Annotated in this window: 24 protein-coding genes, 1 tRNA gene and 1 pseudogene; 10 read left to right on the top strand and 16 right to left on the bottom strand. The window is 70.1% G+C overall.

The annotated features are described in order from the left end of the window. Positions 1-146 precede the first annotated feature (146 nt). A complete protein-coding gene (locus ACQEVS_RS16590) occupies positions 147-662 on the top strand; it encodes an EF-hand domain-containing protein (RefSeq protein WP_433021177.1) in 516 nt (171 codons plus the stop codon). A gap of 664 nt (positions 663-1,326) precedes the next feature. Continuing rightward, positions 1,327-1,833: an Ig-like domain-containing protein gene (locus ACQEVS_RS16585; RefSeq protein WP_433021175.1), complete on the top strand. Its 507-nt coding sequence runs from the start codon at positions 1,327-1,329 to the stop codon at positions 1,831-1,833. A 110-nt stretch (positions 1,834-1,943) separates the two neighbouring features. Here ACQEVS_RS16585 and ACQEVS_RS16580 read toward each other — a convergent pair whose 3' ends face one another. The 11 genes from ACQEVS_RS16580 to ACQEVS_RS16530 all read right to left on the bottom strand — a co-directional run bounded on the left by ACQEVS_RS16580 (position 1,944) and on the right by ACQEVS_RS16530 (position 12,252). After that, entirely contained in the window at positions 1,944-2,681 is a 738-nt protein-coding gene (locus tag ACQEVS_RS16580; protein ID WP_433021173.1) for an ABC transporter permease, read from the bottom strand. Beyond that, positions 2,678-5,353, bottom strand: a complete 2,676-nt coding sequence (locus ACQEVS_RS16575) for an ATP-binding cassette domain-containing protein (protein WP_433021171.1) — start codon at positions 5,351-5,353, stop codon at positions 2,678-2,680. The genes ACQEVS_RS16580 and ACQEVS_RS16575 overlap by 4 nt, the downstream gene beginning before the upstream one ends. Then, positions 5,343-6,230 carry a glycosyltransferase family 2 protein gene (locus ACQEVS_RS16570; protein ID WP_433021169.1) on the bottom strand — a complete coding sequence of 296 codons (888 nt, stop codon included), beginning with the start codon at positions 6,228-6,230 and terminating at the stop codon, positions 5,343-5,345. Before ACQEVS_RS16570 ends, ACQEVS_RS16575 begins: the two co-directional genes overlap by 11 nt. Before the next feature lie 63 nt (positions 6,231-6,293). Continuing rightward, positions 6,294-7,031: a PIG-L deacetylase family protein gene (locus ACQEVS_RS16565; RefSeq protein WP_433021167.1), complete on the bottom strand. Its 738-nt coding sequence runs from the start codon at positions 7,029-7,031 to the stop codon at positions 6,294-6,296. 431 nt (positions 7,032-7,462) lie between these two features. Then, positions 7,463-8,614, bottom strand: a complete 1,152-nt coding sequence (locus ACQEVS_RS16560) for a protein-L-isoaspartate O-methyltransferase family protein (RefSeq protein ID WP_433021165.1) — start codon at positions 8,612-8,614, stop codon at positions 7,463-7,465. Then, positions 8,611-9,048: a lasso peptide biosynthesis B2 protein gene (locus ACQEVS_RS16555; RefSeq protein WP_433021163.1), complete on the bottom strand. Its 438-nt coding sequence runs from the start codon at positions 9,046-9,048 to the stop codon at positions 8,611-8,613. The genes ACQEVS_RS16560 and ACQEVS_RS16555 overlap by 4 nt, the downstream gene beginning before the upstream one ends. Further along, complete coding sequence (locus tag ACQEVS_RS16550; protein WP_433021161.1) at positions 9,045-9,302, bottom strand: PqqD family peptide modification chaperone; 258 nt, start codon at positions 9,300-9,302, stop codon at positions 9,045-9,047. Before ACQEVS_RS16550 ends, ACQEVS_RS16555 begins: the two co-directional genes overlap by 4 nt. Before the next feature lie 20 nt (positions 9,303-9,322). Continuing rightward, entirely contained in the window at positions 9,323-11,143 is a 1,821-nt protein-coding gene (locus tag ACQEVS_RS16545) for an asparagine synthase-related protein (RefSeq protein WP_433021159.1), read from the bottom strand. Further along, the gene (locus ACQEVS_RS16540) at positions 11,140-11,310 is read right to left on the bottom strand and encodes a lasso RiPP family leader peptide-containing protein (protein WP_433021157.1); all 171 of its coding nucleotides are present in this window, start codon (positions 11,308-11,310) and stop codon (positions 11,140-11,142) included. Before ACQEVS_RS16540 ends, ACQEVS_RS16545 begins: the two co-directional genes overlap by 4 nt. A gap of 143 nt (positions 11,311-11,453) precedes the next feature. Then, positions 11,454-11,783, bottom strand: a complete 330-nt coding sequence (locus ACQEVS_RS16535) for a hypothetical protein (protein WP_433021155.1) — start codon at positions 11,781-11,783, stop codon at positions 11,454-11,456. Continuing rightward, on the bottom strand, positions 11,776-12,252 hold the full coding sequence (locus tag ACQEVS_RS16530; protein ID WP_433021153.1) for an ATP-binding protein: 477 nt from the start codon (positions 12,250-12,252) through the stop codon (positions 11,776-11,778). The genes ACQEVS_RS16535 and ACQEVS_RS16530 overlap by 8 nt, the downstream gene beginning before the upstream one ends. A 200-nt stretch (positions 12,253-12,452) precedes the next feature. On the opposite strand from ACQEVS_RS16530, the gene ACQEVS_RS16525 reads away from it, so the two are divergent. Continuing rightward, positions 12,453-13,328, top strand: a complete 876-nt coding sequence (locus tag ACQEVS_RS16525) for a helix-turn-helix domain-containing protein (protein WP_433021151.1) — start codon at positions 12,453-12,455, stop codon at positions 13,326-13,328. Next, on the top strand, positions 13,325-13,543 hold the full coding sequence (locus ACQEVS_RS16520; protein ID WP_433021149.1) for a DUF397 domain-containing protein: 219 nt from the start codon (positions 13,325-13,327) through the stop codon (positions 13,541-13,543). Before ACQEVS_RS16525 ends, ACQEVS_RS16520 begins: the two co-directional genes overlap by 4 nt. A gap of 430 nt (positions 13,544-13,973) precedes the next feature. Here the strand turns inward: ACQEVS_RS16520 and ACQEVS_RS16515 are convergent, their stop codons facing one another. Continuing rightward, entirely contained in the window at positions 13,974-15,194 is a 1,221-nt protein-coding gene (locus tag ACQEVS_RS16515; RefSeq protein ID WP_433027611.1) for a DUF3631 domain-containing protein, read from the bottom strand. Between the two features lie 771 nt (positions 15,195-15,965). Here ACQEVS_RS16515 and ACQEVS_RS16510 point away from each other — a divergent pair. From ACQEVS_RS16510 to ACQEVS_RS16500, 3 genes are all read left to right on the top strand, one after another. Then, the gene (locus tag ACQEVS_RS16510) at positions 15,966-16,217 is read left to right on the top strand and encodes a helix-turn-helix domain-containing protein (RefSeq protein WP_433021147.1); all 252 of its coding nucleotides are present in this window, start codon (positions 15,966-15,968) and stop codon (positions 16,215-16,217) included. A 134-nt stretch (positions 16,218-16,351) separates the two neighbouring features. Beyond that, a complete protein-coding gene (locus ACQEVS_RS16505; RefSeq protein ID WP_433021145.1) occupies positions 16,352-16,591 on the top strand; it encodes an excisionase family DNA-binding protein in 240 nt (79 codons plus the stop codon). Next, positions 16,591-17,742: a tyrosine-type recombinase/integrase gene (locus ACQEVS_RS16500; protein WP_433021143.1), complete on the top strand. Its 1,152-nt coding sequence runs from the start codon at positions 16,591-16,593 to the stop codon at positions 17,740-17,742. The genes ACQEVS_RS16505 and ACQEVS_RS16500 overlap by 1 nt, the downstream gene beginning before the upstream one ends. A gap of 82 nt (positions 17,743-17,824) precedes the next feature. On the opposite strand, the gene ACQEVS_RS16495 is transcribed toward ACQEVS_RS16500, so the two are convergent. Together ACQEVS_RS16495 and ACQEVS_RS16490 are read right to left on the bottom strand one after the other, a co-directional pair. Continuing rightward, a complete protein-coding gene (locus tag ACQEVS_RS16495; RefSeq protein WP_433021141.1) occupies positions 17,825-18,292 on the bottom strand; it encodes a hypothetical protein in 468 nt (155 codons plus the stop codon). A 319-nt stretch (positions 18,293-18,611) separates the two neighbouring features. After that, a tRNA-Gly gene (locus ACQEVS_RS16490) sits at positions 18,612-18,682 on the bottom strand. Positions 18,683-18,939: 257 nt separating this feature from the next. Here ACQEVS_RS16490 and ACQEVS_RS16485 point away from each other — a divergent pair. From ACQEVS_RS16485 to ACQEVS_RS16475, 3 genes are all read left to right on the top strand, one after another. Beyond that, entirely contained in the window at positions 18,940-19,104 is a 165-nt protein-coding gene (locus tag ACQEVS_RS16485; RefSeq protein WP_004947509.1) for a hypothetical protein, read from the top strand. An 84-nt stretch (positions 19,105-19,188) separates the two neighbouring features. After that, positions 19,189-19,764, top strand: coding sequence for a dCTP deaminase (gene dcd, locus ACQEVS_RS16480; protein WP_004947512.1), 576 nt, complete (start codon positions 19,189-19,191; stop codon positions 19,762-19,764). Between the two features lie 49 nt (positions 19,765-19,813). Continuing rightward, positions 19,814-20,311, top strand: coding sequence for a phosphoribosyltransferase (locus ACQEVS_RS16475; protein WP_185944345.1), 498 nt, complete (start codon positions 19,814-19,816; stop codon positions 20,309-20,311). Between the two features lie 78 nt (positions 20,312-20,389). Here the strand turns inward: ACQEVS_RS16475 and ACQEVS_RS16470 are convergent. Both ACQEVS_RS16470 and ACQEVS_RS16465 read right to left on the bottom strand, forming a co-directional pair. Continuing rightward, positions 20,390-21,456 (bottom strand): annotated as a pseudogene (locus tag ACQEVS_RS16470) (Yip1 family protein). A 591-nt stretch (positions 21,457-22,047) separates the two neighbouring features. Then, positions 22,048-22,617, bottom strand: a complete 570-nt coding sequence (locus tag ACQEVS_RS16465; protein ID WP_433021137.1) for a Uma2 family endonuclease — start codon at positions 22,615-22,617, stop codon at positions 22,048-22,050. Between the last annotated feature and the right edge of the window lie 48 nt (positions 22,618-22,665).

The following is a 22,665-nucleotide window of genomic DNA, read 5'->3' as shown; positions in this document are numbered from 1 at the left end:
GCGCGCGTCCGCTCCGCGCGCGGTAAGCGCGCCTCGTGCACCGGAAGGCGGGCCTCAGCCTTCACCCCGAGGGGTATGACAGCCGAACCGGAACGGACCGCAGCGCTCACAGCCGAGCGCCCCGGCGTTCGACAGAAGGGATGCCGATGGACCAGGCAGCAGCGCACAGGCTCGTCTTCGCCATGCTGGACGCGGACGGGGACGGCGTCGTCTCCCGGGACGAGTACCTGGCGCGTACCACCCACGCGGCCCGGGCGGTGGGACGCGAGGAGGACGACCCCCTCGTCGTCACCGCCCGCGCGCTCGGTGCGCGGGCGTGGGCGTCGATGGACGCCGACGGCGACGGGCGGATGACGTTCGATGAGTACACGGCCTGGGCGGGCGCCGAAGCGTTCGACACCATCTGTGCCCCCCTCCTCGGCGCCCTCTTCGACCTCGCCGACACCGACGGGGACGGCACCCTCGACCTCGCCGAGTTCACCACCTTCCGCACAGCCCTCAACAACCCGGCCGACAACGCCGAAGCGGCGTTCACGATCCTCGACCCCCAAGGCACCGGCCGCGTCCGACGCGCCGACTACGTCGCGTCGATCCGCTCCCATGTGACCGGCGGGAACTCCCCCATGGGAGAGGCGCTGTACGGCGGGGTGCCGGTGGCGTAGCCCGGATGTCTCGGGGTTTGCCGGGAACACAAAGAACCCCCGGGTCGCTGACCCGGGGGTTCCGTACGGAGCGGGCGACGAGAATCGAACTCGCGCTCTGAGCTTGGGAATCACGGGGGTTTGGAGGGTGTGGGGAGTGTCCCCTGTGCTCTGACCTGCGCCGATGTACCGGCCCGAGTTCGATGTGGCTGACTGCTGGTGCCCGTGGTGACCCTTGCTGGCCGTCCCGGAGGGCACGGATGGGGCACGAGGCGGTGAGGTGATGACGAGTCGCCCTCTCCGGCCATTTCCGGGGGATGGGACGCGTCGTTCGGCGTGGTTCTGATTCCGGTTCCGGTTCCGGCCAGTTCTGGTCAGGCTCTCGGTCTGCAGAAACGGTTGCCGTACGGATTCCGGCCGCAAGAGCCGCGACCGCAGGTGAAGTTGAGGTCGAGGGCGCTGTTTGACTCCCCTGCCCTGCACGTACGACAGATACCAGCGGCGCCGCGTCTTGTTTCTCTCTTTCGAGGCTGATGGCTAGATACGGCTGATGTGGGCGGGTTGGGCGGCGACTTACCTTTTAAGTGCGCAGGGGCGGGACATTCCGGATGCCTGATCCGGGTCCTTCTTCACCGCGCCGGCTCGACAGAGAAGCTCACCGCACACGCCTACGAGGAGTTCTCCTGTGACGCAGCCCTACCCGCAGCAGCCTCCGCCCGGACCGTACGGGTATCCCCAGCCGCAGCCCGGACCCTGGGGTTACTACCCGCCCCAGCCGCAGCCGGCACCGTACGGGTACTACCCGCCGCAGCCCCAGCCGGGTCCCTACGGGTACTACTACCCGCCGCAGCCCCAGCCGGATCCGGAGAAGGAATACCCGCAGCTCACGGCGTCGACCGTGAAGGGCACCGTGCTCGGGCAGGCGCAGGCCCAGATCAGCGCGAAACTGATCGACAGCGACGGCCAGCCCATCAAGGGGCAGCCGGTCACCTTCACGGTCTCGGACGGCCGGCAGATCGGTACTGCGGTGACCGACGCGACCGGTGTCGCCCACCTCGACAGCGGATCGAACCTCCTCGACCCCCTGCTGTGGGCCCACGCGCTCGGTTCCGGCTACGAGGCGCACTACCAGGGCAACAAGAAGTTCATGCCCGCGAGCGCCCGCGGCAAGATCGAGCCCGGCATCGGCTGAGAGTCGTCGACCCTTCATGCCCCGCGATGCGGGGCATGTCCTGCGCCGGCCTCATGGGGGACCGCCCCCCTACCGCCCCCTCGGGAGCGGAGAGGCCGGCGTCCCGGATCTCATTCGTTGTCCCATCGGAACAGACGGAGCGCGAGTGCTGCGGTCACAGCGGTGAAGCCGGCCAGGGCCGTCGAGGGCTGGAGGAGCGCAGTAACGCTGTGGCGGCTGGTGAGCGTGTCCAGCAGCGCAGTGTCGAGGTGGTGCAGGGGCAGGAGCCGGGCGGTCTGCCGCAACCATGACGGGGCTTGATCGAGGTCGAAGAAGGTGCCGGACAGCAGGGCCATCGGCATGACCAGAAAGTTGGCGAGGGCGGAGGCGGCCTCCTCGCTTCGGCATACGGCACCGACGAGCAGCCCGAGCGCGGAAAAGGCCGAGGCGCCGAGGAGGATGACGGGCACGCTCAGCCACCAGCGGTCGCCCAGTCGTACCCCGAAGACCGGGAGGAGTACGACGCCGAGGAAGGCCGCCGTCTGAGCGAGGGTGACGAGGAGGTTGGTCGCCAGGCGGGACAGGAGTACGGCGGGTACGGTCACGGGGGCGAGCCGGATACGGCGCAAGAGTCCGCGGCGCCGCCAGGAGACGACGGTCATGCCCATCCCGAAGACGCCCGTGCCGGCGACGGCCCAGGACAGCATGGGGACCATCCGCAGGAGCGCGTCGGCTTGGTTCGCGTCGCTGTGCAGCAGGCCGAATGCGACGACGAACATCATGGGGAAGAGGAAGGTGAACAGGAGGGTGATCCGGTCCCGTGCGAAGCCTTTGAGCATGGCCAGGGACAGGGCGTGGAAGGGGGTCACGGGTGCTTCGCCCCGCCGTCGGTCAGGGTGAGGAAGGCGTCTTCGAGGGTCGGGCTGTGCATGCGGATTCCGTGCAGGGAGTGCAGTGCGGCCAGTTCGGTCAGAAGTAGGTCGGGTTTGTGCGTGGTGATGGTCAGGGTCTGATCGTGGAGGTGAACGCGCTCGGCAGCGGCGAGGCTTTCGGCCTGCCGGAGCGTCAGCCTCGTGGTGCTGACATTCACCCGAGTGGTACCGCCGTGGCGGTGGATGAGCTCGGTCGGAGTGGCCAGGTCGAGGATGCGGCCGCCGTCGAGAACGGCGATCCGGTCGCAGAGGATCTCGGCCTCGTCCAGGTGGTGAGTGGTGTAGACGATGGTGGTGCCACGCTGCTGGACGGCGCCCAGGACGTCCCAGAGATCGTGGCGCGCCTGCGCGTCGAGCGCGGCGGTGGGCTCGTCGAGGAAGAGGATTTCTGGCTCGTGCACCAACGCGCAGGCGATGGCCAGGCGCTGGCGCTGTCCGCCGGACAGACGGGCTTCGCGGGTCCCCGCCTGTTCTGTGAGGCCGACGAGCTCCAGCACCTCTCCCGCCTTTGCGCGTGCGACGCGGTGCAGGGCGGCGAAGGTCTCCAGTTGCTCCCGGGTGGTGAGGTGGTCGAAGAAGGCGGACGACTGTAGCTGAACGCCCAGCCGGTGCAGCAGCTTGGGATTGCGCGGCCAGGGGGTCTCTCCAAGGACGCGGACCAGGCCGGCGGTGGGCCGGCGGAGTCCTTCGAGGATCTCAAGGGTGGTGCTCTTGCCTGCGCCGTTGGGGCCGAGGATGCCGAAGAACTCTCCGGCTGCGACGTTGAACGACAGCCCGGTGAGCACTTCGCGATCGCCGTAGCGGTGACACAGTCCGTCCACGCTGATCGCCTCTCCCGCCGAGCTGCTCGCGGTCGCCGGAGGGGCACCCAGGGTGTACGGCGCGGCAGAGACGGGCTCTGGTACGGGAGCCGGCGCCGGCGAGTCGGGGGCTGCGGATCGCTGGTAGGCGAGAGCCATGACCGGCCCGCATCCGTAGACGGCTGTGGGAAGTGCGGTGGCCGCTGCGAGCAGCGGCGAGTGCTGGTACAGAGCGCAGACGGCCAATGTCGCGTTGATGACCGCGAGGGTGGTTTCGGTGCGGGCGGCGCCCAGCGCGGCGGTGATAGTGCTGTGGCCGGCCGTTTTGGGGGTGCGCAGGAAGACCGCCCTCCGGTGGGCGAGGGCGCTGAGGCAGGCATGGGCCATCGTCCAGGACTGTGCCCAGTGCGCGGTCAGGGCCGCGAGGACCGCGGTGCCGACGGACCTGCCGCTGTCGCGTACGGCGAGTGTCAGCCGTGCCAGGGCGGCCAGGGTGTACAGGCCCAGCGCGGCGACCAGCATCAGCCGGGTGCCGGGTGACATGACGGCGGTGTTCACCAGGACCAGGGCGACCAGAGAGGTGGCGGCGAGTGGTACCAGTTCGGTCAGGTATTGGACCGCCAACCCCCAGTAGGACAGCCGCTGGGCCGTGGAGAGGGAGCGACCGGGGCGCGGCGGGCCGAGCAGGGCGCCGCGGTGTTTGCGCAGGACGTGGATCATCCCGAAGGCCCAGCGGAACCGCTGGCGGCGCAGTCCGGCGAAGTCGAACGGCATCAGGCCGGAACCCATGATGCGTGGGTCGATGACGCCTCGCCAGCCTTGACCGAGGAGCCGGAGGGAGAGTTCGGCGTCTTCGGTGACCGACGTCTCGTCCCACAGGCCCGCCTTCTCGACGGCCCGGCGGCGCAGGACCGCCATGGTGCCGACGCAGATCAGTCCGTTCGCCTCGGCACGGGCCGGGACGATCGCGGCGTAGTACTGCTCGTACATGTGGAACACGCCTTCGTGGAAGCGCGATCCGCGCCACTGCCGGTAATGCTGAGGGACTTGGGCGAAGGCGACGGCCGGGTCGGCGAGGTGCCGGGCGGCGAGCGTCAGGAAGTGGGGGTCGACGAGGTAGTCGGCGTCGACGACGGCGATGTGTTCCACCCAGTCGGGCAGGCGGCGGATTCCCTCGTTGAGGGCACCCGCCTTGTGTCCGGGCCAGTTCTCCAGGTGGATGAAGTCGACCCGTTCCGGGTGCCGGCTGCAGAAGTCCCGGACCGGGATCCACGTCTCGCGGTCAGGGGTGTTGTTGTCGATGACCTGAATCATCCAGCGGCCGGGATAGTCCTGCTCCAAGAGTTGCCGCAGGGTGGCGAGCAGGAGTTGCGGCGGCTCGTCATGGGCCGGGACCTGCACGCAGATGCCTGGCCACACCACCGGATCGGGAAGTTCCGCGGTCGGGGCCGCCCGCCGGCCGATCGCCAGCAGCAGGTCGAGCTGGGAGCTGGCCGTCAGGAGAACGACCAGCGCCATACCCGTCACTCCCAGGGCCTCGGCGGCTCCGGGGGCGTCGGTCAACCGCACGCCGAGCGCGCCGCACGCCAGCACTGCGGCCTCGACGGCACAAGCGCAGCACACCCGCGCCAGGCGGTGCAACGAGCGGCCGAAGGGCAACCCCGCGCAGGCGAGAGCGAGTACGGCGAGACCCCACCCGAGCGGTCCGCCGACCGAGCGGACCAGCCACAGAAGCCACACCACGGCCGGAAGGGCACACAGCGCGACCGCGGCCCGGTGCCGTCCGAGCCGCCGGCTGTCAGCGCGCATCGGCCGGCCATCCCCACAGATTGAGTCCGGCGAACGCCTCCGGGCCGTTCTCCCGCCGCAGCCGCTCGCACTCACCGACGTACCACGTCTCATGAGCGGGATCGATCAGGTCCCGCCGGTACGTACCCCACCAGGCGGCCGGTACCTCGGACAGGACCATCCCCGTCTCGTCCAGCGCCCGTGAGTACTTGGCGTCCAGCTCCACGACGCTCTGCCGGTCCGGCCAGCGCAACTGTTCGAACAGCTTGTACGCCCGGTGCTTCCACACCAGACGGTCCCAGGCGGCCCATTGCAGGTGCATCATGCCGCCGCGCTGCCAGGTCAACACCGGTGTGGGGATGACCCCGTCGCGAGCATGCCGGGGTGCGCGGTGGTGATGCTGGTAGCCGTCTTCCTTCGCCGCAGCCCAGCACAGGTCGTCCCGATCCGCGACCGCGATCGACACATACGAGTGGCACCACTCCGAGTCGTCGTCGCGGAAGTGATCGAGGTCCCGCCAGACCGGAACGAGGGGTACGTCCAGGACCTGACCTGGCGCGAGAGCCCCGACCCAATCCCGCATATAGGGAAGCAGATTCGCAGTCAGAACCTCGTCCGCGTCCACCAGCGCCAGGTGCGTACCGCCGACTTTCCGGGCCATCTCCAGCAACTGCTGCCGCTGTGCCATCTCGTCCCAGCGTGAGGCGTCCGGCCAGGTGTCGACCAACACGCGGTTCGGGCCCACCTCCGTTCCGATCTCCTCCAGCAGCGCCGGTGTCCGGTCAGTGGAAGCGTGATCGATCACCACGACCGCATCGCACCACTCCAGGGCCGCGCGCAGCGAACAGCCCAGTACCCACGACTCGTTGCGCACGAGCATGCAACCGACGATCTTCACCGCAAGTCCCTTTGTCCTTCCCGGCCGAACGGCCATGGATCACACCATCTGCAGTCGGGGGTTCTACGGCATGGGTGCCAGGCGCCAGGCAATCTCGTACCGCAGGAACGACTCCCATCGCCGGGTGTCGCGGGGATCGAGCGGCAGTGCCGCCAACTGCGAGCGGTAGCAGAGCACCGCGGCCTGCTTCCGGCACCGCTGGTCGACGGAGAGCTCTACGAACTCGCCCGTGAGATTTTCCTGATGGAAGCCCTGAGCAGCGAGCTCACTCTCCAGCCAGTAGTCCGGATCGAGGAACTCGGCCGGCTTCTCGCCAGTGATCCAGGTCGGCCATCCGGCAAACAGCGAGTACGGCTGGTCCCCGTACAGCACGACACCCGGCCGCCTGTCCCTCATCCTGTCCGTCGCGGCCAGCACCGCATCACGGACCGCGACGTGGTCGGGATGGCCGCCGATCGCCGCCGGCACCCATACCTCATCGGCCTGCTCCACGAACACGCCCAGCCGCAGCGCGAGCGCGTCCTCATCCAGCGGCTTCTCCCGGTACTGGTTGTCCACCTCGTCCAGCCGGCGATAAGTCACCCCCAGGGCGGCCATCGCCCGATCGTCCTCGGCGATCCGCTGCTCATGTCGCTCGGCCGAACTCCGCGCTCGTGTGAAGCGGTCCCAGTGAGTCAGCCCGACACTCGCCGGCGGCGACCCCGCGAACACCGTCACCAACTCTGCTCCGGGCCGCATGAGACAGACCGCCGCCGACAGCACCACGTCATCCATATGCGGCGAGAACAGCACCGTGGGCACAGGTCCCCACCTCCGCCCCTATTACAGCGAGAGACGATCGGGTCGCGTCCCGTCATCCGTGCAGAAGAGCGACGCAGGCTTCACGGCTGAAATGGCGCTGACCTGGCAGGATCTCCGCACCCACGAGCACCGGGCTACTGGGCCTGATCACCCAACCGGGCGAATGGACAGACAGCCCAGCGTCCTCCGCCTGGGCCGACCAGGACGTGGTCGTTCTTGAGGCTGGTCGAACGGACGAAGCAGCAACGGCAGGTCGGCAGTGCCGATGCGCTGATGGGCCTGTAGAGGGCGGGGCTGCGCTGAGTGTCGGTCTCCTCGCGGCCGGCGCGCCGGCTCCCGCGTAGTGGTGATGGTTATGCGTCGTGACGACCTCGGCCGGGCCCGCATCCGCCCCTGGGCGGACACGAACCCGGCCGGTGAAGGTCGGGCGGTCAGGTGTGCTCGTGGGGTTTGCGCAGGTGCCAGGCGCCCGGGTAGAAGGCCAGTGCATCGGTGCCGGGGCGTTCGAGGACTGTGTAGTGGTCGGAGATGCCGGGCCGGCCCAGGTCCACCCACTGGTGCACCAGTGCCTCCAAGTCGTCGGCGATGGCGCTGTCACCGGTGTGGTGGAGATGGCCGTTGCGCTGGATCCAGGCGGTTCCACGGCCGGGCTCATGGAGGCAGGCCATGCCGAGGGCGGGGTGGAGCCGCTCGATGTGGGCTCGGGTAGTGCGGCCGGTTTGGGTGCCGAGGCGGAACCACAGGTCGTAGTACTGCTCCGGTTCCAGAACCGGGCCGACGTTCTCCCTCGTGGTCAGCGGCTGCGACGGGAGCGGTTCGGTCAGGGCTTGGGTCTCGCCTTCCGGCCAGGCATAGAGAGGGCCGGCGGCGGACATGAAGTCGCTCGACATTACGCCGCGGCCGATGAGCTGGGCGCCTTCGCGGGTAACGGCGAGGGTGGGATGGAAGCCTCCGTGGGCGACGGGGACCACGATCAGGCCGTCGTCGGTGAGCTGATCGAGCCAGTGCGGGGAAATGCCGGTGACGCCGCAGGTGACCACGATCCGGTCGTAGGGGCCCTTGGCGGGGTGGCCGAGGTAGCCGTCGGCGGTCAGGGCGGTGACGTTCTTCTCCCCGGCCCGCTCGGCAGCGCGTGCGGCCTCGGTGACGATGACGTTGGAGACGTCGATGGTGACGACCTCGGCGCCGGTGATGGTGGCGATCAAGGACGCGTTGTAGCCGGTCCCGGCGCCGATCTCCAGGACCTTCATGCCGGGGGCGAGGAGGAGGGCTTCGAGCATGGCGGCGATGACGCGGGGCTGGGAGGTGGAGCTGTAGCGGCCGGCCGCGTCGTCGCTCGTGGGAACGTGGGTCATCAGGGCGGTGTCGGAGTAGATGCGGTCCAGCAGGTCCTCGTCGGGCTCGGCGGCGACGGGGACGAAACGGCCGCTGGTGTAGTAGCCGCCGGGCAGGAAGAGGTGCCGGGGGACGGTGGCGAAGGCTCGTTCGACGGCGCTGGTGCGGATCGCCCCGCGCTCGCGCAGAGCAGCGGCATAGTCGGCCATGCGCGTGGTCAGTGACGGGCTGGTGGTCTGGTCGGTCACGAGGCTCCTCCGGGTTCGACGGTCAGGGTCGTGGTGAACGTGGCGATGAAGGGCGGGTCCTCGCCGACGGGCGCGCCGTCGGCTTCGACCCACGCGTGGGAGGCGAGCGGCGGGAAGCGCACGCCGCTCTTCCAAGTGGGCCATGTGCCGGCGAGGCGGCAGACCAGGGCCGTGGCGATCGAGCGGGGCAGGCAGCCGTAGCCGCTGCCGCAGCGGGGGCTGACCGTCGTCACCACGTCCCTCGCCCGCGCGGCCTGCTCGATGGTGGCGGGGGCGGCCTGGCGAGCGAGCACGGCCAGTAGCCCCCTCAGCCGGGCCGGGCGGGAGCCGAGGGCAGCGGTGATCAGGTGGGCGGTGCCGACGGCGAGGTGTCCGGCGGCCTGCTCGGTGCGGGTGAGGTGGACGCGTTCGGGCAGGGCGATGACCGTGCTCATCGCCCCTCCAGCAGCCTGTGGTCGGTCAGGGTCGCGGTCAGGTCGCGGATGTCGGCCGCCGCTCGGTCCGGGGTGATGCCGTAGGTGTCCACCAGGGCGGTGGCGGCCTCCTGTTCGCCGTGGTTGACGAGCGCGTCGAGGGCGGTGGACGCCGAGTCGTTGAGGGCGAAGTAGCCGCCGGTGCGGGTGTTGAAGAGCATCGGCGTGCCGTCGGCGTCGATTCGCTCGACGCCACGGGCGAGGCGGAAGGGCATGGCGGTCGGCCTCCTGGTGGTCAGGGGCGGGCGCTGCGGAGCCACAGTTCCAGAGCGACCGTCTCGGTGATGAACGCGGGCGGGATGCGGCGGGTGGCGGCCTGGGCCAGGGCCTGGCGGACGGCTGCTTCGTCGATCAGCCCGGCCTTGGCCAGCGTCGAACCGCGGAACAGCTCGGCGACTTCACGGTGGTGGGCGGCGAGGCCGGTGTGGATCTCGTGGTTGTAGTGGCCCTTGTCCCGCCGGACGAGCAGGTTCGGCGGGGCCAGCGGGGCGACGGCCATCGTCAGCAGCGGCTTGGGCGCCCACGGGTCGGCTCGGTCTTCCGGCCACGTGGCCAGGGCCGTCTCGATCACTGCCCGGTCCAGGTAGGGGAAGTGGCCGGGGACTCCGGCGGCCTCCACGGCGTCCCGGTACAGGCTCGCGCGGCGGGCGACCGAGCGGATGCGCATCACCGTCCCGTGTGTCGCGATGTCCCCGGACACCGGCTCGGCCGTCTCCGCCGCCGCCAGCAGTTCGTGCCGCAGGTCGCGGATCACCTCGGGTGCCGCCCAGGGCGGGAGGCGGGGAGGAGCCTCCCATCCGGCCAGGGCGGCAGCCGGGTTGACCGGGAGGGTCAGCCGGTCGGCGGCTCGGATGAGCCACTGCCGGTAGGTTCCGGCCGTGGCGGCGGCCCGTGCGAGGCTCAGGCTGCTGGTGCGGTTCAGGGCCGCGTGGCCGCGCAGGTGCCACCACGCGCGGTACGGGCTGCGGCCGGCGGCCTGGGGCAGGTAGGACAGGGGGGCGAGGAGGGTCTCGTCACCGCCCTGCCCGTTGAGGTGGGCGCCGCTGTCGTGCTCGGCCAGGACGTGGAGCGTGTGGCGGAAGCGGGCTGCCGAGGACGCGAACGGGGCGGGCTCGTCCAGCGCGAACTGTGACGCTTCCAGGTCCTGGAAGATCCGCGGGTAGACGCCGGGGTCGAGGATCAGGTGGTCCACGCCGTCCAGCAGGGCGGCCGTGCGGCGGGCCCATCGCTCGTCGGGGTTGTCCGCCGCCCGCGAGCCGACGGTGATCAGCATGGTGGTGGCCGCGGGGCGGGCCCGCGCGGCCAGGGCTGCGAGAGCCGCCGAGTCCAGGCCGCCGGACAACTGCACGCTGGCCACTGGCGGTGAGGCCGCCCGGCCGGCGACCGCCTTGGCGAGTACGTCCCGCAGCCGTTCCGCCGTCGTCTCCAGCGGGAGGGCGGCCGTGGGCGGTGTCCAGTGGCGGGTGACGGCCAGCCGGCCGGACGGGCTCAGCGTGGCCTGGCACCCCGGGGGCACGGGTTTGACGCCCTCGTACGGGCTGCGGCCGAACAGCAACGGGGCGGGCGCGTGCGGAGCGAGCAGCCGCAAGGCCGCCCACCGCTCGTCCACGCCCCTGCCCACCTCGTGGGCCAGCTTCCGGAGGCTGCTGGAGAGCACCCACACACCGTCCACGCTCGCGTAGTACAGCCGGTTCAGGCCCGCAACGTCCCCACGTGCGCTACGGACCCCCGACCGCGAGGTGATCAGGTAGTAGTTACCGGGCAGCGCGGCCAGTTCCTCCGCGTTCCCCGTCTCGGCCGCCCTGTCGGCCAGGGCCCGCAGCCGGGTGGTGCTGACCGGGCAGAACCCGATCAGCACCACCTTCAGCGGACCGGCCGCGACCGTCCGCAGCCTCGTCCCCCACCCGAACGCGATCAGCCACGGGCGTCCCGAGCTGTGCTGGAAGGTGCGGGCCGCGTCCTGCCGGGCGAGCCGCCGGGCCAGGGGCCCGGCAGCGGCGTCATCGGGCAGAACGCAGAACCACGGCGGCCTGAACGCACCGGCCGCCTCGGTCACGAGCGGCTGGTCGGGGCGAACAGGGGCGCGTAGTACTGGCCCGCGTCGGAGTCGTCGCTCTGGCCGACGCTGACGTCCCCGAGGGTGTCGGCGGCGAAGGAGCCCACCGCCATCACCTTCGGGGCCTCGTAGGCCGTCTCCGTCTCGCCGCTGGTCGTCTTGCTCATGGGCACTTCCCTTCTGCGGGTGCCGGACGCCGTTGTCCAGCACGGTGACCCCCAGGCCGTCCGGCCCGGAGGGTGGTGCAGGATGGTGCGACCTGCCCGGCCGGGTCCCAGCGGGATGCCACCGGCGGGGCAGGAGCTCGGGTTCACGGCTGCGGGTCGCCTCGCAGGATCGAGCCGACCGGCACCGTGCTCGTCGGGTCGGACAGCGCGCGGACGGCCTGCTGGAGCCGTCCTGGGTCCGCGCCGAGGTGGGTGATCGCGGCGGTGGCCAGTTCGTCGGCCAGCCGGGCCTGGAGGAGGGATTCGTGGTGGTGTTCGGCTATCGCGATGGCCAGGGCCTCGGTCGAGGCGTACGTCTTGCGGCGCACCGTCTGCCGAGGCGGGTTCCCGAAGGTCATCATCACCACGACCTCGCCCGTGCCGACATCGAAGCGCACGTGGAACGGCAGTGGTGCGGCGGCCGGTTCAGGCACGGGTTTCACCCCCGCCTCTTCTGTAGGGCACGCGGCAGCGGATCTGCTTGCCGACCGGGGTGAGGACCGTGTGCCAGCCCGGAGCGAGCAGGTCGAGCAGGGGCAGCCCACGGCCGGACTCGGCTTCCGGGTCGTCCAGCAGGACGGGAGACCTGCGGGGCAGGTGCTCGCCGTCCGGGTCGTGGACCTTCACCGACACCGCAGCCGGGCCTGCGGCCACCTCCACGACCAGGGGCACGAAGGGCCCGCAGCGGGCCACCGCGTTGCCGATCAGCTCGCTCGCCACCAGCTCGGCCCACTCGGCCGTCTCGCCGGCGACACCGGCCTCGCACAACGTCGTGCCCGTCATGTGCCGGACGCGGCGTAAGTGCTCGGCGGAGGAGTGCATGTGGACGGCAAATCCGCCGGGCCTTTCGGTGAGGTAGAAGCCCGGGACCGCCGGTGCCCTCTCGTCCGCCATGGTGACCATGGCCCCTCCATCCGCACAGGCTTTCGCCCACGCAAGATCGACACAAGTGCCCGCCAGAGAAAGTGAGTTGACCGTCCCTGGCGGCCTTTCCGAAGAGGATGGACCCAACCGCCCACGGGTGGCAAGTTTTCCACCAACCTCGTTCGGATGATCTGAAGAAGGGGCTCCCGCTCTCCCGACGGTGGTGAAACACTGCGCATATGCCCAACAGCCCCGTCGTACCGACGATCCGGCGCCGCCGACTCGGCTCAGCCCTGCGCAAGCTCCGCAACGACGCCGGGTTGACCTTGGATGGTGCAGCCGCGGCGATGGGCTGGAAGGCGCCGAAGATGTCGAAGGTCGAGAACGCCGCAGCCGGCATCCGCCCGGCCGAGGTCACCGACCTGCTCAAGGCGTACGGCGTGACCAACCCCGAGGTGTTCACCGCGCTGGAGAACCTGGCCCGGGACGCCGGCAAGAAGGGCTGGTGGCAGACCTACAGCGGCGTGGTCGCACCCGCCTACGCCGACTACCTCTCGCTGGAGTCCGACGCCGAGCGCGTCTGCGAGTGGTCGCCCACTCTCGTGCCCGGCCTGTTGCAGAGCGCCGCGTACGCGCGGGAAATGATCGCGGCCTCGGCCGTCACACGCACCCCAGAGGAAGTCGCCGCGCTCGCCGAGGTCCGCATGGCCCGCCAGGCCATCCTCTCCCGCCCCGACGGCACCGGGCCCCTGAACGTGTGGGCGGTGATCTCCGAAGCGGTGCTGCACCAGCGGTTCGCCGTCCGCCCGGCCACGATGCGCGAACAGCTCCACCGTCTGCTCAACGTAGCCGAGCTGCCCAACGTCACCCTCCAGATCATGCCCCTGGGCGCCACCCCGCACCCGGGCGTCGTCGGAGGCTTCACCGTGGTCAACTTCCCCGGCCCGATGCCGGACGTGGTCCTGGTGGAGAACCTCCGGGGCAACTCCTACGTCGAGGGCAGCGAGGACGTCCGCGTCTTCGCCGGCGCCTTCGAGCGGATCGTCGCCGCCGCGCTACCGGTGGACGACTCCCTGGCACTGATCAAACGCATCGAAGAAGGCAGCCCAAAGTGAACGGACCCAAGGCGGAGCTGTACGCGTACGACCTCTCCGCCGCCACCTGGCGTAAGTCCTCCGCTAGCGGAGGCGAAGGCAACTGTGTCGAGACCGCCGACCTCCCCGGCGGCATCGCCGTACGTGATTCGAAGAACACCCGCCTCGAACCTCTCCGCTTCAGCCTCGCCGAATGGGACGCGTTCCGCGCAGGGGTAGTGAGCGGCGAGCTGTAGCGACGCGGGGGCGCGAAGCGTGTGGCGTCGCTGGGAGCGGCAGCTCGACGGCTTCAACGATCGGCTTCTTGGACGCGTCTGGGGCCCGACTGCCTTCGCCACCTCCGGGGCGGAGGCAGCTTGCCCGGCTTGGCCGAGCGGCGGAAGCAATGCTTCCGCCCCAACTTGCTCGGCCTCGGCCGAACCGCAAGAGCAATGCTCTTGCGATAACTTGCTCGCCCTCGGGCGAACCGGCGAAGAGTGTCTTCGCCGATAACTTGCTCCCCGGCCGGGGCGAGGTTGGGCATGCTGCGGTTGCACTCGTCCCACCGGTTGCATGCCTGGTCAGAGCAGGTACGGGTGAGAGCGCAGGTACGGGTCGACTCGTTGCGCGCAACAGACCCGTCCCCGCGCTGACCTGCACGGGGACGGATGGGACCAGTGTTACGGGTCAGGCGCCCGAGGAGCCGGCCGGTGCAGGAGCGGGGCAGTAGCGCTCCCAGGCGTCCAGGAACTTGTTGCGGGCGAAGCCCTTGGCCTGGCCGCCTTCGGGGAAGCGGATGTTGGCCGAGCGGATGCCGTAGTCCTGGAGCAGGATGCCGAGCAGGCGCGGGGTGAGGCCGTTGGTGCCGTACTCGGCCCAGGGGGCTTCGGGGTCTTCGCGCAGGATGCTGATCAGGCGGGTGGTGGGCAGCGCGTCGGGGTTGCCGCAGGAGGTGAAGGCGGCGCGGACATCCACCAGGATGCGGACCTTCATCCCGGTGTCCTCCTCTTCCCCGGCCTCGTGTCCGACCATGGCGATGCACGCGGCGCGGGCAAGGGCCGGCCAGCGCCCTCCGGCGAGGTGGGCGACGATGACGAGGGGCTCCCACGTATCGGCTGCCCGGTCCTCGACGGGCATCTCGGGCTCCAAGTGGGCGGCGGCCTGGCGCTGGGTCTTGAGCCAGGAGGCGATGCGGTCGCGCAGGGCGTGGAGCGCGGGCACGTCGCGGCTGGTGCGGAAGGCCGCGACCTTCTCGCCCGGAGCGCGGCGGCGCATGCGGATGACGATGGAGCGGTCCATCACGGTGTCGGGCAGGTCGCCGATGCCGGCGATGGCGGCCATGGCGAAGGTGGGGAACTCGGTCGGTGTGTGGTCGGGGCCGGCGACGCGGAGGCTGGGACGGTTGCGCTGGTGACCGGCGTTGAGCAGGCCGCGCAGTTCCTCGTTCTTCTCGGCGGCCTTGACCGTGCCGAAGATGGTGTCGGCCTCATCGACCAGCAGGGTCGGCGGGTCGTCCTTGGAGATGGAGCGGAAGATCGCGGCCGGCGTCGAGTTCACGGTGATGACCGGCCTGTGCACGGTCTCCGTGACGACGTCCAGCAGCCGGGATTTGCCGCACCGCTTGACCGGAGCCACCACCGCGAGACGCGGTGCGTGCTGGATGACGGTCTGGAGGTGGGTGGCGGCGATCCACAGCGTGACCGCGTCGAGGGACTCGGGGCCGGGCAGCACGACGTACCGGGCAAGGGCCTCGCGCAACTCGTTGAGCAGGCGTTCGCCCTCGCTGGGGACGGGCACCGTCCGGTCCGCCGGTCCGGACGGGGGTCGGGGACCGGTCTCCTCGCCGTCCCCGGCCGGGCTGTCCTCGGGGCCGACCGTTGCGGACACTGCTATGGGCGCGGGGACCAGGGGACCGTCCGATGCCGTTCCGCCCTGGCGGTCCCCAAGCCCGGGACCGGTCCCCAGCACGCTGACCAGCAACTTTCCGCCCTCGGCGTTGTCCAGGGGCTCAGCCGGTTCACACGTCATCGGGACCGGGGACCGGTCCCCTTCCGGCTCGTCGACCGATATTCGGCGACCGGTCCCCGACGTCCCCTCCGGCTGTTCCGGTAGGAGTGCGGACCGATCCGTGGGCGCATCGTCCCCACGGTCAGCCTCCTGACTGCGGCCCCGGCCGGGGACCGCGACCGGGGGCCAGGTGCATCCGCTGGCTGCGGTCTCTGCGGTCGGGGACGTAGGGTTGGGCATAGACGTTCCTCACCCGGCGGCGTGCGGGCTGGCAGGCCCGCCGCCACCGTTTGTTCGTTCAGGCATGGGCGACTGGTAGGGACACATTGGCCCTCGGCGTTGGCGCGCCGGGGGCCTTTTCATTTCCCTGGTGTGGCCAACACAGCCACAGCCGAACCGCGAAAGTCCAGCGTTCATTTGCAGCCTCGGTCTGCTCACCGAGAACGCTGCTCAGGCAGTTGTCCAAAACGGTAAAGCCGAATCGCCTGTTGACCAAACAGCAGCGGGCGAGCTGTGCTGCCCGATGAAGGATGCTGCACGTCAAGGCATGCGGTCGCCTCGTCCGGGCGCCGCGCCCCCGCTTTCCGGCACCTACTGCCACTTGTGCAGGGCGCTTTATAAACCACGGTTCCCGGTTACCGAAAACGGCGAACGCGAGTTAAAACAGAACGCATGTCCCGACGCCCCTTGGAAATAGGTCCCGCCGGAGAGCGGACCGCCCTCGCCATCGAACGTGCCCGAATGGCACGCGGCCTGGCCCAGCGCCAGCTGGCCGACCGCGTCACCGAATTGGGCCGCCCGATGTCCAACACCATGCTGTCGCGCATCGAGCGCCGACAGCGCCGCTGCGACGTCGACGACCTCGTCGTCATCTCGGCCGCCCTCGGCGTCTCGCCGCTCGCCCTCCTTCACGGGACGCCGTAGCGCCCAGCGCCCCGTCGCCGGCCTTCAGGTGCGCCAACACCCGAAGGCGACGCCATCACCACCCGCCCATGCCTGAGCGAGCAAGACCGGCGCGAACGGGCCTGCCAGCCCGCGTGCCAGATGAGGAACACCCCTTGCACCGACCTGCACTGTCCCCTGCTCCCTCCGACCGCCTGCTGTCCGTGGCCGAAGCCTCCGAGCGCCTTGGCACGGGGGAACGTTTCATCCGGCGCCTGATCGCCGAGCGACGCATCGCATTCGTCAAGGTCGGACGCCACGTCCGCATCGCCGACAGCGTGCTCGCCGCATACATCCAGGCCAACACGGTCGAGCCCGCGCGCCGCATACGCTCCCGCTACGGGAAGGCGGCCTGATGGCGACGCGCCGGCCACAGCGTCGTCGTGAGTTTGGCACCGTACGCCAGTTGCCCTCCGGTCGCTGGCAGGCCCGCTACTGGGCACCCGACGGCGCCCGCCGCAACGCTCCGGAGACTTTCGGTACCAAGACCGACGCGCAGACCTGGCTCACGCTGACCCAGGCCGACATCGAGCGCAACGACTGGATCGACCCCGACGTCGGCGCCGTGAACTTCGAGGTCTACGCCCTCAAGTGGATCGAGGAGCGCGACCTGGCCGCCACCACCGACGAGTTGTACCGCAGGCTTCTGCGGCTGCACATCCTGCCCACCTTCGAGCGGCTGGAACTCGACGAGATCACGCCGCCCGGCGTGCGGACCTGGCGGGCCGAGCGGTTGAAGGCCACCGGTGCCACGACGACCGCCAAGTCCTACCGCCTGCTGAAGGCCATCCTCCAGACGGCGACCGACGACGAGCTGATCCGCCGTAACCCCTGCCGCATCAAGGGCGCTGGCATCGAGAAGCCGAAGGAACGGCCGACCGCGACGGTCGAGCAAGTCGACGCCCTCGCCGACGCCATGGGCCCGCGGTGGCGCCTGATGGTCTACTTCGGTGCCTACGGCCCGATGCGGCCGGAGGAACAGGCGGCTCTGCGGCGGCCCGACATCACGCTTGACCCCCTCGCCGCCCAGGTCACTGAAGCGGCACCCGAGCTGTGCACCGGCCGTCGCGTCGAGGGCGACACCAAGTCCGCGGCCGGCAAGCGCACGATCCACCTGCCCGCCTTCCTCTATATGGAGGTCAAGCGGCATCTCGACTGGTTCGCGGAGAAGGACCCGAACGGCCTGCTGTTCGTCGGCGAGAAGGGTGCACCCTTCCGCCGGTCCACCTTCGGCCGCAAGTGGCGACGGGCCCGAGCAGCGGCCGGCCTGCCGGACGGCTTCCGTTTCTACGATCTCCGCCACACCGGCCACACCCTGTCCACCCAGTCCGGCGCCACCTTGAAGGACACGATGGTCCGCGCCGGCCAGTCCTCGGAGAAGGCCGCGATGATCTACCAGCACTCCGACGACGAGCGCCAGCAGGAGGTCGCCGCCGGTATCGACGCGAGGGTTCGGGCCACGCGCCAGAGGGCGGCGGCCGAGCGCCCCGTCGCGCTGGAAGCCTGATGTCGGTAGGGGCGGGAACGCGACGACTGAGTTCCCGCCCCCTTGCCTGCCCGCTCCTGATCGTCGCTCAGTGCACGGACGGTCAGCCGGCCGCTGCCTCTGATGCGAGGCGGGTCCGCCGCTCGGCACGCGGTTCGGCTTTCCAGCCGGGCAGGAACGCTGAGAGCACCGGATCGCTTTGGATCTTCTGTTGGGTGAGCCGCATACCTTCATCGATGAGCGCGTCCCACTTCTCTGTGGCGAGCTCGACGCGACAGGGCAAGTCCTTGATGATCTCCTCATCCACAGTCAGGTAGTTCGACGCACGCCTCCCGGCCCCGCGCGCCGTAGGCACGTATGCTTCGGCACCGGCCTGGTCAGGAAGCAGAGAGATGAGGACCGCGTCCCCGTCCTGGGCGATCCTTCGGGCCACCTTGTTCGCTGCCGAGATCTCCGCCTTGGAGGGATCCCGTTCCAGCATCTCAATCAGAGTTTTGCGGATGCTGACTGTGTCCCGACGGGCCAGCGCATTGTGCAGGACCTGGCGGAAGGTCTCCGTCATCGATGTCATGACCGCGATTTTCACGACTGGCTGGCTCGGGGCCGTGGGCTTGAGGGTGACGCGTGGTGTGAGTCCCCCCGTACGGCAGATACGCAAGCTCGGGGGTGATCAGGTCTTGCGGAGCCAGCAGGGCACTGGTGACACGGGTCACGCAAAGAGTGTCTCGGAATTCGAGATGCGGCTTGGGGGGGGCGACGGCTCTCTGAGGTCGGGGCGGCCCTCCCGACAGGGCATCGCCCTGAGTTGGGGCACGCAGAGGGCACGGCAGGCCCAGGTAGGTCTAGACAACAGCGAACCCCCAGGCCGTCAGCCTGGGGGTTCTATAAAGAGCGGGCGACGAGAATCGAACTCGCGCTCTGAGCTTGGGAAGCTCATGTTCTACCATTAAACTACGCCCGCGAGGACGCCCCATCAGGGCGTCGCATCGTCGCACACTCTACCCCATTCGAGCCCCTCGGCGCACGTGCCGCAGGGGCTTTTTCGTTTGCGGGGGTGGTGTGGAAGGGGCGGGGACGGCGGCGTGGGGTGCGGGAGTTGGGGCGTACCGTGGGGCGCGGTGGTCGGCCTCGGGGGTGGTGGGAGTGCCGCGTGCGGGCGCATCCCATACATCCCCTAATGTGGCTTTTGTCTTTCACGTCCATGGGGAAAGGGACTCGATGGAGCGCACCGTCGTCCGTTGTGCCGAGGGGCACGTGTTCAGCACCGCTTCGTTCCCGATGCAGAACCTCGGTCCCGGCCGGATCGGTCCCGGCCGTCTGCTGCGCTGTCCGCGCTGCGCGCGGCTGCGGCACTCGGTGCCGGTGGGGCAGCAGAAGCGGTGATCGCCGCGCGGTGAGCGGCAACGCGGGCCCGGCCCGGTCAGGACCGGGCCCGCGTCGTCCTCCTTCTCCGCGTATCCTCGACCCGTGCTTCTCTCAGACAAGGACATCCGGACCGAGATCGACGCCGGCCGGGTGCGGATCGATCCGTACGACGCATCGATGGTGCAGCCGTCGAGTATCGATGTGCGCCTCGACCGCTACTTCCGGGTGTTCGAGAACCACCGGTACCCGCACATCGACCCCGCCGTGGAGCAGGCGGACCTCACCCGTGAGGTGGTGCCGGAGGGGGACGAGGCGTTCATCCTGCACCCGGGCGAGTTCGTGCTGGCCTCCACGTACGAGGTCATCACGCTGCCCGGGGACATCGCGTCGCGGCTGGAGGGGAAGTCCAGCCTGGGCCGGCTCGGCCTGCTGACGCACTCGACCGCGGGTTTCATCGACCCGGGGTTCTCCGGCCACGTGACGCTGGAGCTGTCGAACATGGCGACGCTCCCCATCAAGCTCTGGCCGGGCATGAAGATCGGGCAGCTGTGCATGTTCCGGCTGACGTCGCCGGTCGAGCACCCGTACGGGTCCGCGAAGCACGGTTCCCGTTACCAGGGTCAGCGCGGGCCGACACCGTCGCGGTCCTTCCAGAATTTCCATCGCACGCAGGTCTGACCGCGCAGGTCGCGCAGGTCCGACGACCAGGGAACAGGGCGAAGAGCAAGTGAGTGACATCCGCGAGAACCTGACCTACCCGATCTTCGGGCAGGCCATCCGGGAGCTGGCCCAGACCGTCGCGGACGACGGCTACGAGCCCGACATCATCCTGTCCATCGCGCGCGGCGGCGTCTTCGTCGCCGGCGGCCTCGCCTACGCGCTGGACTGCAAGAACATCCACCTGGTGAACGTCGAGTTCTACACCGGCGTGGGCTCGACGCTCGAGATGCCGGTCATGCTGTCGCCCGTCCCGAACGCGATCGACTTCTCCAACAAGAAGGTCCTGATCGCGGACGACGTCGCGGACACCGGCAAGACGCTCAAGCTCGTCCACGACTTCTGCCTGGAGCACGTCGCCGAGGTCCGCAGCGCGGTGATCTACGAGAAGTCGCACTCGCTGGTGAAGTGCGAGTACGTGTGGAAGCGCACCGACGAGTGGATCAACTTCCCGTGGAGCGTCGAGCCGCCGGTGGTGCGGCGTGAGGGCCAGGTCCTCGACGCGTGACCCGACCGTCCGGTCCACCGCGAAGGCCCCGGCTCCTGTGCGAGGAGCCGGGGCCTTCGTGTGTGCCGGACGGCGCGGTTACAGCGTGCCCAGCTTGATGATCGAGAGCAGGGCGACCAGCTGGATCGCCGACGCGCCCAGCGCCTTCGGCCAGGGCAGGTCGTGCGACTTGCTCACCATGGAGGTGAAGAGGTAGCCGGCCAGCAGCCAGGTGGCCCAGCCGAGCAGCTGCACGACCGGATTGTCGCCGCCCAGGAAGACCGCGAGGACCAGGCGCGGGGCGTCCGTGATCGACATGATGAGCATGGACAGGCCGATGGTCGGCTGCCACAGCCCGTCGCCGCCCAGCTGCCGGGCCAGCGTGTGGGTCACCGCGCCGAGGATCAGCCCGGAGACGAGGACGATCACACCGGCGATCAGGACCAGCGGGATGCTGTTGGCGAACGTCGCGTTGAGCACGTCCGAGCGGGCCTTGTCGAAGCCGAAGACCGCGAGCAGGCCGTAGATGAAGGTGACGAGCAGCGCGGGGACCCACATCGGGTGGTCGCGCATCCGCCAGAAGGTGGCGGACGGGCGCAGCACCAAGCCGGTCAGCAGGTCCTTCCAGTGCAGCTTGGGGCCGGGCGGGGGGCCATTGTAGGTCTGCGCGTCGCCGTAGCCGTCGTCGCCGTACCCGTCGCCGTGCCCGTCGTCGTAACCGCCGTCCCCGTAGGGGGCGTTGCCGCCCTGGGGTGGGTACGCGTCCGGGGCCTCCCCGAGGCCGAACTGCTGGGTGCTGCCCTGGCGGTCGCCCGGGTGCCCGCTCGGGGCCCGCTCTGCCCGGGGTACGGCTGCGGGGGGCGGTGGCCCTGGCCGTGGCCTTGGCCGTGGCCCTGACCGTGACCCTGGCCTTGCGCATGGCCCGGACCCGGATAGGGGTGGCCGCCGGGGCCACCCTGGCCGCCCTGGCCACCGTGCTGCCCGCCGTAGGACGGTCCCCCGTAGGTCTGCTGCCCGCCGTAGGACGGTCCCGGGCCCTGCGGGGGGCGGTGGTGCGACGGCTCGCCGCCGAAGTACTCCGGTTCGTCCCCGCCGACCGCCGGCCCGCCCTGCCACTGCCGCCCGTCCCAGCCGCCGCCGGGGGCGCCGGGGGCGTGCCCGGGCACCCCGCCGGGCGCGCCTGCCGGGCCGGGCCCGTACGGGGCGCCGCCGCCCGGACCGCCGTAGGGGGCGCCCCCGTACGGGGCCTGCTGCCCGGGGTGTCCTGCTTGTCGTGCGGCGTTGCCCTCTTCCGAGTCCCGTCCGCGTCCCATCCTGAATCCAGCCACGCCTTCGAACGTACCCGCTCCCGGGGAGCGGTGGTGCGGGGGTGGGGCGCAGGGGCTTCCTTGCTGCTGAGCTGTGACATCCCCTAGGGGAGAGGCCCGGGAGAAGTAGGGGAAGCGGGGGTTTACGGGGCTGCGCTATGGGTTCGGGACGGGGTGGGTGGGGCCGGGCGGAGACCGGGTCCCGCTCCGCCGGGCGGCCGTCAGCCGGAGGGCACCCCGGCTGTCCGCGGCCAGTGAGCCGCAGGTGAGCAGGCTGTCCGGTCTCCTCCCGCGCGACGCCGAGCGTGCCGGCGAGGCGCGTCATGAGCTCGTCGCGGGACTGTCCGGCGGGCCGGTGCGGTCGACCGGTTGAGGCGTGGTCATGAACGCGACGCCAAGACCTCGTCCGTTGAGATCAGGGCGAAACCGCTCCTCGTTCCCCTCCGCGTCTCATTCGGGGTACCGGCGGAACTCGGAGCTGTCCACGGTCCAGGGACCCACAGGCACCGAGTCGCCGAAGACGTAGTCGGCGCGCCGGCGGTAGCTCCGACGGCCCTCGCTGTCAGTGCCGTGCGGATCCGACAGTACGGAGAGCGTGCCCTTGCGCGGATCGATCAGCAGGTAGAGGGGGATGCCCATGAGCGGGTAGTCACGCATTTTGTCGACGTAGTCATTGCCATGGTTCGTTGGGGACACGATCTCGGCGACCAGGGACAGGTCCCGTGGATGGAATGGGTCCATGGTGTCCTCCGCGAAGATCTCCTCGGGGACCACGATCAGATCCGGGCGGCGGAGCCTGCCGATGGAGGCGTCCTCCACCTCGCCTCCCGGATGTGCCACCAGCCCTTCCGCGAGTTGTCGGTCCAGTTGGCGGCGCAGGCGCATCGCGATGAGCTCGTGCGGGCGCGATGGTGACATCATCATGAAAATGCCGTCACCGGTGATCTCGGCTCCCACGATCGGGTCGGGAGCATGTTCCAGCAGCTCCTCCGCGATGGCGCGCATGCGTGCGTAATCCATGAACCGGCTCCTGCCGAGCGTGCTGCGAGCGCTGACGGAATCATCGTC

This window comes from Streptomyces sp. CA-181903 (assembly GCF_050937075.1).
Taxonomy (GTDB): Bacteria; Actinomycetota; Actinomycetes; order Streptomycetales; family Streptomycetaceae; genus Streptomyces.
The sequence above is the reverse complement of the archived record's forward strand: the minus strand, read 5'-3'. Positions and strand labels throughout refer to the sequence as shown.

Excerpts from the sequence above, each read along its gene's own strand:
- ACQEVS_RS16590 (WP_433021177.1), top strand. The coding sequence starts at position 147 with ATGGACCAGGCAGCAGCGCACAGGCTCGTCTTCGCCATGCTGGACGCG.
- ACQEVS_RS16465 (WP_433021137.1), bottom strand. The coding sequence starts at position 22,617 with ATGGATTACGCACGCATGCGCGCCATCGCGGAGGAGCTGCTGGAACAT.
- ACQEVS_RS16495 (WP_433021141.1), bottom strand. The coding sequence starts at position 18,292 with ATGACATCGATGACGGAGACCTTCCGCCAGGTCCTGCACAATGCGCTG.
- ACQEVS_RS16575 (WP_433021171.1), bottom strand. The coding sequence starts at position 5,353 with ATGCGCGCTGACAGCCGGCGGCTCGGACGGCACCGGGCCGCGGTCGCG.
- ACQEVS_RS16550 (WP_433021161.1), bottom strand. The coding sequence starts at position 9,302 with ATGCCCTTCCGCCTCGCCCGTGGCGTCGAGCGAATCGACGCCGACGGC.
- ACQEVS_RS16540 (WP_433021157.1), bottom strand. The coding sequence starts at position 11,310 with ATGAGCAAGACGACCAGCGGCGAGACGGAGACGGCCTACGAGGCCCCG.
- ACQEVS_RS16530 (WP_433021153.1), bottom strand. The coding sequence starts at position 12,252 with ATGGTCACCATGGCGGACGAGAGGGCACCGGCGGTCCCGGGCTTCTAC.
- ACQEVS_RS16510 (WP_433021147.1), top strand. The coding sequence starts at position 15,966 with ATGTCCCGACGCCCCTTGGAAATAGGTCCCGCCGGAGAGCGGACCGCC.
- ACQEVS_RS16485 (WP_004947509.1), top strand. The coding sequence starts at position 18,940 with ATGGAGCGCACCGTCGTCCGTTGTGCCGAGGGGCACGTGTTCAGCACC.
- ACQEVS_RS16525 (WP_433021151.1), top strand. The coding sequence starts at position 12,453 with ATGCCCAACAGCCCCGTCGTACCGACGATCCGGCGCCGCCGACTCGGC.
- ACQEVS_RS16555 (WP_433021163.1), bottom strand. The coding sequence starts at position 9,048 with ATGAGCACGGTCATCGCCCTGCCCGAACGCGTCCACCTCACCCGCACC.
- ACQEVS_RS16500 (WP_433021143.1), top strand. The coding sequence starts at position 16,591 with ATGGCGACGCGCCGGCCACAGCGTCGTCGTGAGTTTGGCACCGTACGC.